The organism is Caulobacter sp. SSI4214 (assembly GCF_012184455.1).
GTDB lineage: Bacteria > Pseudomonadota > Alphaproteobacteria > Caulobacterales > Caulobacteraceae > Caulobacter > Caulobacter vibrioides_E.
The window spans coordinates 45,354-58,327 of record NZ_SZWJ01000004.1 but is presented as its reverse complement, the minus strand read 5'-3'; the positions used below and the strand labels follow the sequence as shown (position 1 = coordinate 58,327).

Here is a 12,974-nt window from a genome sequence, read left to right as displayed (position 1 = left end):
TATTTAGAGCGCGTTCGAGCGGTTTAACCGCTCACACTTAAACCTAACGCGCTCTAGAATTCTTCCCAGTCCTGGTGCGGCGCGGCTGCAGCGGCGGTCGCTCCGGGGCGGGCCATGCGCTCGATACGCGCACGTTGCTCGGCGACGGGATTGCGGGCCGGGGCATGGCGTCCCGCCTGCGCGGGCTCGGGCCGGCGGACGGCGGAACTCGTCTCGCCTACCTGAAAGCGCGCGAGCTGACGCGCCAGATCCCGGGCCTCGCCCAACAAGGCCGAGGCGGCCGCGGTGGCCTGCTCGACCATGGCGGCGTTCTGTTGGGTGACCTGATCCATCTGGTTCACCGCCGCGTTGACCTGGTTCAGCCCGGTGGCCTGCTCCTGCGAGCTTTCGGCGATCTCGCGGATCAGGACATCGATCTCGCCGACCTTGCCGGCGATGCCGGTCAAGGCCTGGCCCGTGTCGCCGACCAGTCTCACGCCGCGCTCGACCTGGGCGGTCGAGTTGGCGATCAGGGTCTTGATCTCCTTGGCCGCGTCGGCCGAGCGCTGTGCCAGGGCGCGGACTTCCTGAGCGACGACCGCGAAACCGCGACCAGCCTCGCCGGCGCGGGCGGCCTCGACGCCGGCGTTCAGGGCCAGCAGGTTGGTCTGGAAAGCGATCTCGTCGATCACGCCGATGATCTGGGTGATCTGGCCCGAGGACTTCTCGATTTCACCCATGGCCGCGACGGCCTGCTGAACGACTTCGCCCGAGCGGCTGGCGTCCTGGGTGGCGGCCGAAGCGGCCGAGGCGGCTTGCTTGGCGCCGTCGGCGCTGCGACGGACCGTGGCGGTGATCTCGTCGAGCGCCGCCGCCGTTTCCTCCAGGCTCGCGGCCTGCTGCTCGGTGCGTCTTGAAAGATCGCTGGAGGCGCTGGCGATTTCGTTCGAGCCGTTTTCCATGCCGCCGGCCGCCTCGGCGATCGCGCGCATGGCGTCTCTCAGGCTGACGACGGCGGCGTTGAAGTCGGTCTTGAGCTGGGCGTAGCGTCCTTCGAACACCATATCGATGCTGGCGGTCAGGTCGCCGCGCGCCAGACGGTCCAGGCTCTGGGCCAGGGTCGAGACGACACGCTCCTGCTCGGCCTGGACGACCTGACGCTCCTCTTCGGCCTGCTGAAGCGCGAGTTCGACAGCGGTAATGTCGGTCGCGAACTTGATGACCTTGAACGGACGGCCGTTCTTGTCCAGCACGGGGTTGTATGAAGCCTGAAGCCAGACCTCGCGTCCGCCCTTGCCGATACGCTTGAACTTCTCGGCGACAAACTGGCCGGACGCCAGCGTGCGCCAGAAGTCGCGGTAGGCGGCGCTATCCGCCTCGCCGGGCGTCACGAACAGAGAATGCTTGCGACCCTGGATCTCCGACAGGCTGTAGCCCATCGCTCGCAGGAAGTTGTCGTTAGCGGTGATGACCACGCCGTCGAGATCGAACTCGATGACAGCCTGCGACCGTTGGATGGCCGCCACTATGCCTTCGAGGTCCGCGATCTTGCCCAGGGCGTCGCCGTTTTCACGGCTGAAAGAAAAGAGCGCCATGGAGGATACCCGAGAGCTGAGTGAAAATTGGACTCAATCTCTCGGTCAGCACGGTTAACGAGTCGCTAAAGGCGCAACACTGATATCCATCATGACAGATCAGCGTTCGATTTTACTTATTCGAAGTGGCGTCGCTCGGATTTAAACAACTTTTCCGTCCAATTCCGTTGCCTATCCAACGGACCCGACTCACGCGTCGATGCTGGGCGATTCCTGGCCGCGATCCTTGAAGCGGGCGACGCCCTTGGGCGGCTGGCGGTCGGGGCGGACCAGGTCCACGATGAACGGGACGATGGTTTCGGGCGCGGGCACGGTCTCGGGCGCCTCGCCTGGAAACGCTCCGGCCCGCATCCGGGTGCGCATGGCGCCAGGATCGACGCAGAGGGCGCGGATCGGGGTGTTCTCGGTCTCGTCGGCATAGACGTCGACCAGGGCCTCAAGCGCCGCCTTGGTCGCCGCGTAGGCGCCCCAGAAGGCCGGGCGGCTCTTGGCGACGCTGCTGGAGAAGAACACGGCCCGGCCGGCGTCGGACGCGCGCAACAGCGGATCCATGGCGCGGATCAGGCACCAGTTGGCGGTCAGGTTGGTGGACAGGATCATGTCCCAACCCTTTGGCTCCAGGTGGCTCACCGGCGTCAGGGGGCCCAACAGGCCGGCCGCGCCGATCACGATGTCCAGCTTGCCCCAACGCTCGTGGATCGCCGCGCCCAGGTGGTCCAAGCCATCGGCCTCGCGCAGGTCCATGGGGACCAGGGTGGCGTGCTCGCCGGTCGCGGCCACGATCTCGTCGTCGAGCGCTTCCAACGCGCCCTGGGTGCGGCCGACGGCGATCACATGGGCGCCGGCCTCGGCCAAGCCCTTGGCCACCGCCCAGCCTATGCCGCGCGTGGCGCCGGTCACGAGGGCGAGGCGGCCGGCCAGCGGCTTGGGGGAGTTAGAGGTCATGGCGCGGGTTCTAGAGCAGGGAAGGGCGGACGGGAACCATCGGAAGTCCCTTAAGCTTCCTGGGCCTTCTTGGCGTAGTGCTGGGCGATCACCGAACAGGCCATCAGCTGAATTTGGTGGAAGATCATCAGCGGCAGCACGATGACGCCGGCGGCCGGGCCCGGGAACAGGATGCCGGCCATCGGCACGCCGGTGGCCAGGCTCTTCTTGGAGCCGCAGAAGGTGATGGCTTTCTCGTCGGCCGGATCGAAGCCCATGGCCCGCGCGCCGAAGGTCGTGGCGGCCAGGACGATGGCCAGCAGCGTTCCGTTGACCGCCAGCAGTATAAGGAGGGTCAGCGGCGAGATCTTGTGCCAGATGCCGCCGACCACGGCCTCGCTGAACGCCGAATAGACCACCAGCAGGATCGATCCCCGGTCGACGTAGCCGATCAGCTTCTTGTGATTGTCGATCCACGGACCAACCAGCGGTCGGGCCAGCTGACCGGCGATGAACGGCAGCAAGAGTTGGACGATGATGTCCTGGACTGACTTCCAGCCGCCCGATGCGTCGCCTTGGGTGTGCATCAGCAGACCCACCAATAGCGGGGTGATGAAGATGCCAAAGAGGTTCGAGGCGCTGGCCGCCACGACCGCCGCGGCGACATTGCCGCGCGCGATCGAGGTGAAGGCGATCGAGGACTGCACGGTCGACGGCAGGCAGGAGAGGAAGAGCACGCCCGCGGCGAGCGTCGGCGGCAGGACGCCGACCTTGCTGATCGCCAGCCCCAGCAGCGGGAACAGCACGAAGGTGAAGCCGAGAATCGTTAGGTGCAGACGCCAGTGGGTGGCGCCGGCCACCACGTTCTCGCGCGACAGCTTGGCCCCGTGCAGGAAGAACAGCAGGGCGATGGCCAGCTTGACGATCAGCGCCAGCTCGTGCGCCGCCGCGCCGCGCACCGGCAGGATCGAGGCCAGCACCACCATGCCGAAAAGCGCGATGACGTAGGGCTCGAGCTTCAGCTTATCGAGCAGGCTTTTGAAACCCATGACCAATTCCCCGTCCCGCCGAGTTCCGGCGGGACGAGGGGTATGTCACGCGCTGACCAGCAGCGAAAGCTGCTTGTCATTGGTTTCGTTGCGCCCTTCCGCGATCTCGCGGTCGGTCAGGCGGGTAGGGTAGTCGCCGGTGAAATAGTGGTCGGTGAACTGCGGGGTGGCCGGATCTCGAGGACCGGCCTCCAGAGCCTCGTACAGGCCGTCGACCGACAGGAAGCCCAGCGAGTCCACTTCCAGGAACTTGGCCATCTCTTCCAGCGACTTGTTGGCCGCCAGCAGCTGCTCGCGCTCGGGCATGTCGATGCCGTAGAAGTCGGGCCACTTGATCGGCGGGCTGGCCGAGCGGAGGTGAACCTCCGTCGCGCCGGCCTCGCGGACCATGCGGACGATCTTCAGCGACGTCGTGCCGCGCACGATCGAGTCGTCGATCAGCACCACGCGCTTGCCGGCCAGGATGGCGCGGTTGGGGCTGTGCTTCATGCGCACGCCCAGCTCGCGAACGCCTTGGGTGGGCTGGATGAAGGTGCGGCCCACATAGTGGTTGCGGATGATGCCCATCTCGAACGGAAGGCCGCTTTCCTGGGCATAGCCCAGCGCCGCCGGCACGCCGCTATCGGGAACCGGCACCACGACATCGGCCTCGACGCCGGTTTCCTTGGCGAGGGTCTGGCCCATGCGCTTGCGCACGCCATAGACCGAACGGCCGTTCACGACGCTGTCGGGACGGGCGAAATAGACATATTCGAACACGCACGGACGAGCCGGCAGGGTCTGAAACGGCTTGGACGAGGTGACGCCGGTCTCCTCGATCACCACCATTTCGCCGTGCTCGATGTCGCGGACGAAGCGCGCGCCGATCATGTCGAGGGCGCAGGTCTCGGAGGCCAGCACCGGCTGGCCGTCCAGGTCGCCCAGCACCAGAGGCCGGATGCCCAGGGGATCGCGCACGCCGATCATCTTCTTGTTGGTGATGGCCACCAGGGCGTAGCCGCCTTCGATCTGGCTGATGGCGTCGACGAAACGGTCGACGATCTTGGCCTTTCGCGAGCGGGCGATCAGATGAAGGATCACCTCCGAGTCCGAGGTCGACTGGAAGATCGCGCCTTCCTGCACCAGGCGCTCGCGCAGGGTCAGGAAGTTGGTCAGGTTGCCGTTGTGGGCCAGGGCGACGCCGCCGGTCTCTAGGTCGGCGAACATCGGCTGGACGTTGCGGATGAAGCTGCCGCCGGCCGTGGAGTAGCGGGTGTGGCCGATGGCCATGTTGCCGGGCAGGCGCTGCACCAGGTCCGAACCGGTGAAGGCGTCGCCGACGTGGCCCATATGGCGCTCGGTGTGGAAGCGGTTGCCGTCGAAGGCGGCGATGCCGCAGGCTTCCTGGCCGCGATGCTGCAGGGCGTGCAGGCCCAGCGCCGCGATGGCGGCCGCCTCGCGCGCGCCGAACACGCCGAAGACGCCGCATTCCAGACGCAGCGTGTCGTCTTCCGGGTCGCGCCAGGGCGCCGAGGAATAGCGGTCGGTCGATTGGCCCAGGAAGGTCATCGCGATTTCTCCACCAGGTCGTCGAGCTTCCGACGCTGGTTCTGATCATAGCCTTTTCCGGACGAGGTCTCGCCGGACGGATTGTCGCCGCCATCGTGGACGGCGTCCTCGATCGCCGGCGCCAGCTTTCCGGCCAGGGCCTTGCCCTTGGGGGCGAAGACCTTGAGCACTTTTCCGCTGACTTCGGAGACGGGGTAGAACACGGAATCCTCGACCCAATGCGGCATCCGATCCGGCGGGGTGGCCAGGTGCAGCAGCAGGTTGAAGACGCCCAGCACCACGCAGGCGCGGACCAGGCCGAAGGTCGCGCCCACACCCCGGTCCAGCGCGCCGCCGGCCGAGCTTTCCTGCAGGCGCCGGGTCAGGTTGGCGCCGACCAGGCGGAAGATTAGGTAGAAGACGACGAACACCACCACCACGGCCGCGCCCGTGGCGGCCCAGTCGGGGTCCATGAGCTTGCGGAAGATCGGACCGCTGATCCGCAGGCCGAACAGGGCGATCGCCGCCGCCAGCATGAAGGACAAGGCCGAGGTCAGCTCGCGCGAGGCGCCGCGCAGCCAGCCCATCACGGCCGAGACCAGCAGCAGAAGTCCGGCGATGATGTCGAACGGCGTCACGTCAGGCTGCTCCAGATCTCGTCGCCGATGCGGCGGACGGCGTCGGTCAGGCGCGCGACGCCCGCCACGGGCAGGGAGCCGCCGCCTTCGGGGAGGCCGGCCAAGGGACCCAGGGCCCGGCCAAATCCCAGTTTCGCGGCTTCCTTCAAACGCGTCTCCATCCGACTGACGGCGCGGACCTCGCCCGACAGGCTCAGTTCGCCGAACACGACGCAATCCTGGGGCAGGGCGACGTCCAGGGCCGAGGAGGCCAGGGCCGCCGCCGCCGCGAGATCCGCCGCCGGTTCGGTGATGCGCAGGCCGCCGGCGACGTTCAGATAGACGTCCTTGTCGCCAAAACCAAGGCCGCATCGGGCCTCCAGGACGGCGAGCACCATGGCCAGGCGTCCGGAGTCCCAACCGACGACCGCTCGGCGCGGCGTCCCATAGGCGGACGGCGCCACCAGAGCTTGAAACTCGACCAGCACCGGGCGCGACCCCTCGATGCCGGCGAACACCGCCGCGCCGGCCGCGCGCTCGCCGCCTTCGTTCAGGAACAGGGCCGAGGGGTTCTTGACCTCGCGCAGGCCGACATCGCCCATCTCGAAGACCCCGATCTCGTCGGTGGCCCCGAAGCGGTTCTTGGCGCCGCGCAGGATGCGGAACGGATAGCCCCGCTCGCCCTCGAAGGCCAGGACCGCGTCGACCAAGTGCTCGACCACGCGCGGGCCGGCGATCTGGCCGTCCTTGGTGACGTGGCCGACCAGCAGGATCGCCACGCCCTTCTTCTTGGCCAGCCGCACCAGTTCGGTGGCGCAGGCGCGGACCTGGGTGACCGTGCCGGGGCCAGCCTCGTGGGCGTCGCTCCACAGGGTCTGGATCGAGTCGATGACCACCAGGTCGAAGCTGTCGCGCTTGAGACCGTCCAGAATGTCGCGTAGCGAGGTCTCGGCGGCCAGGCTGACATTGGCCTTGGCCAAGCCCATCCGATCGGCGCGGCCCCGGATCTGCTCGACCGCCTCCTCGCCCGAGATATAGGCGCAGGCGACGCCGCGCTGGGCGGCGCTGGCGCAGACCTGCAGCAGCAGGGTGGACTTGCCCACGCCCGGGTCGCCGCCGATCAGGATCGCCGAGCCGGGCACGACGCCGCCGCCGCAGACGCGGTCGAACTCGTCGACGCCGGTCATCAGTCGGGGCGGCGGGGCGGTCTCGCTCTCAAGACCGGTGAATTGCAGGCCGCGCACGCGCGTCGCCTTGGTTGTCGACAGCGCCCCCGGCGGCTTGGCGCCGACCTCCTCGACCAGGGTGTTCCAGCTCTGGCAGGCGGGGCATTGGCCGGACCACTTGGTCTGAACCGCGCCACAGGACTGGCAAGCGTAGACGGCGCCGTCGCGGGCCATGGGGTCTCCTGATTCTCGGATGGGTGGAGACTACAGGCTGGCGGCGGCGTGCGCCAAAGCCGGACGCAGTCGGCGCGGGGAGCCTCCCCGACGCCTACTGGCTGACGATCAGCTTCTGCACGCCCAGGCCGATGCTGCGGGGATCCTCGGCGCTGGCCGGCTTGGGCTTGGAGATCGAGAAAGCCAGCGTCAGCGGTTCGCCCGGCTTGACGAGATCGGCCGGCACGCTGACGCGATAGGGACGCCAGTTGGCCTTCTCGACGTTCCAGGTCGCCAGTTTCCGGCCCTTCACCGACACGCCGATGACCTGGCTGACGTCTGGGGCGACGACGAAGCTCAGCGCGTGAAGCTCGACGATCAGCGGCGCGCCGGCCGTTGCGCCAGGAACCTTCAGCGTGATCACCGCGGTGGGGCCGTTTGACCATACGCCCTTCGGATCGGCCGGCGACCAGCCCGAGGACAGTTCGGGCGGATTGACGCCCTGATCGAAATTGGCCCGGGCCAGCACCCGGCCGCCGCTGGGCACGTAAGGCGCGATGGCCATCAGGCCCGGAACCTTGTCCAGGTCGCGACCGCAGATCAGGCCGCGCAGGAAGCGGCGGCAATCGCTGCGCTGGGTGAAGCGGCCATAATCGGCCCCGGCGCTCTCCTCCATCACCACGGTGATGCGCGGATCATGGGGACCGGCGACGGCGAAGGCGTCCTCGGGCGTCTTGCAGGCCGTGCCCTGGCTGCGGGCGGTCGACGCGCCGTTGGAAGAGCCGCCGGTGCGCACCGCCGCCAGGGTCAGCTGGGCGATTTCCATCTGGTCGATCGTGTTATTGGCGCAGAAGAAGATCGGCGCGAACACCCAGGGGCGATTGTGCAGCGCCGCCGACCGTTCGAGGTCGACCGGGTGGAACGAGGGTGCGGATTCGCTGAAGGTGTGGCGCACGCCCGCGCGCATTTCGTGGCTGTCGGCGATTTGCAGGCCGACAGCGGCGGCGGCGATGGCCAGCAGGGTCAGCGGCCGGGCGTAGCGGCCGATCTGGACCAGCGACACGGCGATCAGCAGATAGGCTACGCTCCAGAAGAAGCGGCCGTGGGCGCGGAAAAGGCTCAGCCACTCGAACACGCCGGCCAGCTTGGGGCCGGTGAACAGGAGGCGCAGGGCCAGGTACGGATTGGGACCGATCGCCCAGACGGTCAGGACGACCATGGCCAGGACCAGCGGCAGCCAGCGGCGGGTCCACTCGCGCGCCGCGGTCGGCAGCCAGCCGTGGCGCACCGACAGCAGGATCCCCGACAGGATGGTCAGCAGGACGCCCGCGCCAAGATAGTTGTAGCCCTCGAACCATTGGCCGCCGTTGGGGTCCAGGGTCTGCTTGAACCAGCCGCCTTCGAAGGTCTGGCCGAACAGCGACGAGCCCTGGGGGATCAGCGGGCCGAGGATATTCATCGAGTAGTAGCCGATCGGGCTCCTGCCGCCGCCTTCCCCTTGGCCGATGCCGTAGCCGAGCGCCACGGCCGCCAGGGCCATGCCGACGATCACCAGGGCCGAAGCCTTGGCGGAATTGATCCAGGCGTCCTGACGCTTCTGGGCGATCTCGGAGGCCATGGCGGCCGCGAAGCACAGGCCGATCGGCGGCAGGTGGTAGGCGTGGGTTCCAATGGCCGCGACGGCCAGGGCCGCGAAAGCCAGGCTGCGGCGCGGGGTGAGCCCATTGCGGATGCTGTCGACCGAGGCGGCCAGGCCTAGGATGATCAGGAAGTGGCCGGTCAGGGCCACGTGGCCGTGGCGCATCAGAAAGGCCGGCAGCAGCAGGGCCAGCAGCGCGCCGGTCGCCTGCAGCACGACCTGCCGCACGCCCAAGGCGCGCAGCAGCACGATCATGGCCAGAGGCTGCATCGCGTAGGCGATCAGGAAGAAAAGTCCCAGGCCGTTCAAGGCCTTCCACAGGCCCGTGACCTTCAGGACGATCGTCAGCCATGGGATGCTGTCGGTGTAGACGGTCGACAGCACCGTTGGGGCCAGCAGGCGGTCGGTAGCGACCAGCGGGAAGCGCCAGGCGCTGCGGAATACCGCTTCCTGGCCCGCCAGCATGGCGGCCATGTCGTTGTGCGGCGCGCGCCAGAACCCGGCGTGGGCGCTGACCAGCTTCAGGCCGATCAGGTGGTTGAAGAGGGCGATCCCGACGACAACCATGGCCAGCGCGACCCAGCGCCAGCCGGCTTCCAAGCGAGCGACGGTCAGCGCCGCGCGCCTGGCCTTCTCGTAAAGATCCGACATCGAAAGCCCCCGGGCGGAATTTCTATCGCAGGCTGAGACCTAGTCGCCCTTCAGCCCCACATAGCGGCGCGTCGCGCGCAGCGTCAATCGCGTCAACAGCTCATAGGCCGTGGCGTTGGCCGCCGCCGCGGCGTCGTCGACCGGCAGGTTCGGACCCAGCATTTCGACCATCGCGCCCGGGCGCGCCGCGTCGCAGTCGGTGACGTCGATGGCCATGAGGTCCATCGAGATGCGCCCGCGCATCGGTCGGCGCGCGCCGTCGAACCAGACCTCGCCCTTCGGCGGGCTGGCGCGCGGCACGCCGTCGGCGTAGCCCGCGCCGACAATGGCGATGCGCGTCGTCTCGGGCGCCGTCCAGGTCGCGCCGTAGCCGACGGTTTCGCCGCGCGGTACGACCCGGACCTGCAGGATCGGGGCTTCCACGGTCGCGACCGCGCGGATCGCGGGATGGGGCCGTCCTTCCGGTCCGCCGCCATAGAGGCTGATCCCCGGCCGGGCCTGATCGAAGCGATAGGCCTCGCCCAGGAACAGGCCGGCGGAGTTGGCGAAGCTCTTGCGGGCGTCTGGAAGCAGGGCGACCGCCTCGGCGAAGCGCTCTCGCTGGCGGGCGTTCATCGGATGGTCCGGAACATCGGCGCAGGCCAGGTGGCTGATGACTAGATCAAGGTCCAGCCGCTTCAGCCGATCGGTGGCGCCGAGCAGGACCTTCAATTCCTCCGGGCGCAGGCCCAGGCGGTTCATGCCGGTGTCGAGATGCAGGGCGGCCTTCAGACGACCCGAGCGCGCCTGGGCGTTCCAGGCCTCGATCTGCGGCAGGCTGTTGAGCACGGGGATCAGATCCGCGCCTTCCAGGGCGTCGCCGGCGCCGGGCGTGGCGCCGTCCAGGACATAGATCGCCGCCGCGCGGTCGCCGAGCGCCGCGCGCAGGGCCACGCCCTCGGCCAACCGCGCGACGTAGAAGGACCGCGCGCCCTCGGCCCAAAGCCGGTCGGCGACGCGCGCCACGCCCAGGCCGTAGGCGTCGGCCTTGACCGCCGGCGCCAGCTCCTGATCGCCGGCGCGCGCCTTCAGGGCCGCGAAGTTGGCGGCGACCGCGTCGAGGTCGATGGTCAGGCGGGCGTCGTGGAGGTCGGTCACGGGCGAGGGCGTAGCCGAGGCGGACCCCGGGTTCAACGGTTTAGCCGTGGTGAGCGGCCATGAACTTGGCCACCAGGCTCTCCGCGCCCGAGGCGATGATCTGGACGCCGATGCACAGCAGAAGGAAGGCCACGAGGCGCGACAGCACCCGGGCGCCGCCGGGGCCCAGCAGGCGCATGACCCGCTCGGACGCGCTGTAGAGCAGCCAGACCATGATCGCCACCAGCGCCGCCGCCAGGCCGGCGCCAATGAAGAAGGGCGCGACGGCGCTGCCTTCGGTCGGGCGCTGCGACGACAGCGCGATGGCCACCGAGATCGAACCTGGACCCGTGGTGAAGGGCATGGTCAGCGGAAAGAACGCCACGTCCTCGTGCCTCTGGGCCGGCTCGGTCTGGCTGGTCTTGCGCTCCTCGTTCTCCTGCGGGTCCATTAAGAGGCCCCAGGCCCGGATGGCGACGACCAAGCCGCCGGCCACCCGCAGGGCGCCCAGGCTGACGCCGAAGAAGTTCAGGATGTAGCCGCCCAGCAGCAGCGAGCCCAGCAGCACCAGGAAGGCGTAGAGCCCGATCTGGCGGGCCAGCTTCAGCCGTTCCGGCCGGGGCCGGCCGCCCATGGCCTGGTCGAAGATCAGCGAGGCTCCGACCGGATTGACGATCGAGAACAGCGCCGGAAACGCCAGCAGGAAGGCGCCGACCAGGCTGGAGGTGGGCAGGGGGCTGAAATCCATGAGACTCGTCGGGGTGGAAGGCGGGATGGCGACCGTGGCTTGGGCGATGGGTCTTAGTCAAACCACATCCAAAACCCGAACTCCCCGGCGAATGCCGGGGTCCAGATCTCATGGCGCTGGGGATGATTGGAAGAACACGGAGCCCATGTAACCCACTTCAGCGCTCTTCCATCTGGACCCCGGCATTCGCCGGGGAGATCGGCGTGTTGGTGTTCTACTCGTCCGACGGAATGTTCCGCGCCTGGGCGAAGTAGTGGTCCTTGGCCAGGTTGCCGAAGCGGGTGGTGTCGCTGTTGAACGACAGGCGCACGGTGCCGATGGGGCCGTGACGCTGTTTGGCGATGATGACCTCGGCCAGGCCTTGCAGGCGATCCATCTCTTCCTGCCAGGTCAGGTGCTCGGGCGTACCTTCGCGTGGCTCGGCGCGGCCCACATAGTAGGCCTCGCGATAGACGAACCAGACCATGTCGGCGTCCTGCTCGATCGAGCCCGATTCCCGCAGGTCGGACAGCTGGGGCCGCTTGTCGTCGCGGGCTTCCACCTGACGCGACAGCTGCGACAGGGCGATGACCGGACAGGCCAGCTCTTTCGCGAGGGCCTTCAGGCCCATGGTGATCTGCGAGACTTCCTGCACCCGGTTGGCGTTGGCCCCGAGGTCCGATCCGGTGACCAGCTGCAGGTAGTCGACGACGATCAAGTCCAGGCCCACCTGGCGCTTCAGGCGACGGGCGCGCGCGGTCAGCTTGGCGATCGAGATGCCGCCGGTGGCGTCAATGTAGAGCGGCGCGTTTTGGAGCTCCATCGCCGCGTCGCGGACTCGTCCGAACTCCGAGGCGTCGATCTCGCCCTTGCGGAGGCGGTCGCCCGACACGCCCGAGGCGTCGGCCAGCATACGCAGCGCCAGCTGCTCGGCGCTCATTTCCAATGAATAGAAGGCCACGACGCCGCCCTGCACGGTCTTCTTCGTGCCGTCGGGCTGGATCTCGTAGGCGTATTTCTTGGCGATGTTGAAGGCGATATTGGTCGCCAGCGCGGTCTTGCCCATCGACGGCCGGCCGGCCAGGACCACGAGGTCCGACGGGTGCAGGCCGCCGATCTTCTGGTCGAGGTCGATCAGGTCGGTGGCGATGCCCGACATGCCGCCATCGCGGCTGTAGGCCTCGGCGGTCATCTCCACCGCGCCGCGCAGGGCGTCACCGAACGAGACGAAGCCCGAGGAGGCCGCGCCGCTTTCGGCCAGGCTGTAGAGGCTCTGTTCGGCGGCCTCGATCTGGTCGCGGGCCGATCGCTTTTCCTCGCCGCCGCCTTGAGCCGCCGTGGCGATGTCGCCGCCGATCCGGATCAGCTCCCGGCGCAGCGACAGGTCGAAGATCACGCGGGCGTAGTCGCCGACATTGGCGGCCGGAGGGGCGCGATCGACGAGGTCGGCCAGATAACGCAGGCCGCCCAGCTCCTGGAACGCCGGATCGTTCTTGAACTCGTCGGCCAGCAGGATCGGCTCGGCCAGCTGACCCTTGCGAACGTGGGTCTCGATGGCCTGGAACAGCCGCTGGTGAAACGGCTCGTAGAAGCAACGGGCTTGCAGGTTGTCGCTGAGACGCTCGTAGGCGGCGTTGTCGTACAGCAGGATGCCCAGCAGCGCTTGCTCGGCTTCCATGTTGTGCGGCGTCACGTTGATCGTGGGCTCGGGAAGACCGGGGAGAACGAGATCGAGCGCGGGTACGAGAGACATCGGAAGAAATTAACGCGA

The 12,974-nt window shown here is 68.2% G+C and carries 10 protein-coding genes; all 10 read right to left on the bottom strand.

What is annotated here, in order from left to right; genetic code table 11:
* Window positions 1-53: 53 nt before the first annotated feature.
* Window positions 54-1,574 (bottom strand): PAS domain-containing methyl-accepting chemotaxis protein, encoded by a 1,521-nt coding sequence (locus FCU40_RS02200; protein WP_168072593.1) that lies wholly within the window; start codon window positions 1,572-1,574, stop codon window positions 54-56.
* A gap of 189 nt (window positions 1,575-1,763) precedes the next feature.
* Window positions 1,764-2,519: an SDR family NAD(P)-dependent oxidoreductase gene (locus FCU40_RS02195; RefSeq protein ID WP_168072591.1), complete on the bottom strand. Its 756-nt coding sequence runs from the start codon at window positions 2,517-2,519 to the stop codon at window positions 1,764-1,766.
* Window positions 2,520-2,569: 50 nt separating this feature from the next.
* Entirely contained in the window at window positions 2,570-3,547 is a 978-nt protein-coding gene (locus FCU40_RS02190; protein WP_168072589.1) for a bile acid:sodium symporter family protein, read from the bottom strand.
* Between the two features lie 45 nt (window positions 3,548-3,592).
* Window positions 3,593-5,095 (bottom strand): amidophosphoribosyltransferase, encoded by a 1,503-nt coding sequence (gene purF, locus FCU40_RS02185; protein ID WP_004615078.1) that lies wholly within the window; start codon window positions 5,093-5,095, stop codon window positions 3,593-3,595.
* On the bottom strand, window positions 5,092-5,712 hold the full coding sequence (locus FCU40_RS02180) for a CvpA family protein (RefSeq protein WP_004615079.1): 621 nt from the start codon (window positions 5,710-5,712) through the stop codon (window positions 5,092-5,094). The genes purF and FCU40_RS02180 overlap by 4 nt, the downstream gene beginning before the upstream one ends.
* Window positions 5,709-7,091 (bottom strand): DNA repair protein RadA, encoded by a 1,383-nt coding sequence (radA, locus tag FCU40_RS02175; protein WP_004615080.1) that lies wholly within the window; start codon window positions 7,089-7,091, stop codon window positions 5,709-5,711. Before radA ends, FCU40_RS02180 begins: the two co-directional genes overlap by 4 nt.
* A 94-nt stretch (window positions 7,092-7,185) precedes the next feature.
* A complete protein-coding gene (locus tag FCU40_RS02170; protein ID WP_168072587.1) occupies window positions 7,186-9,360 on the bottom strand; it encodes a hypothetical protein in 2,175 nt (724 codons plus the stop codon).
* 39 nt (window positions 9,361-9,399) lie between these two features.
* The gene (gene alr / locus FCU40_RS02165) at window positions 9,400-10,497 is read right to left on the bottom strand and encodes an alanine racemase (RefSeq protein WP_168072585.1); all 1,098 of its coding nucleotides are present in this window, start codon (window positions 10,495-10,497) and stop codon (window positions 9,400-9,402) included.
* Between the two features lie 40 nt (window positions 10,498-10,537).
* Entirely contained in the window at window positions 10,538-11,224 is a 687-nt protein-coding gene (locus FCU40_RS02160) for a MarC family protein (RefSeq protein ID WP_168072583.1), read from the bottom strand.
* A gap of 214 nt (window positions 11,225-11,438) precedes the next feature.
* Window positions 11,439-12,956: a replicative DNA helicase gene (locus tag FCU40_RS02155; protein ID WP_168072581.1), complete on the bottom strand. Its 1,518-nt coding sequence runs from the start codon at window positions 12,954-12,956 to the stop codon at window positions 11,439-11,441.
* Between the last annotated feature and the right edge of the window lie 18 nt (window positions 12,957-12,974).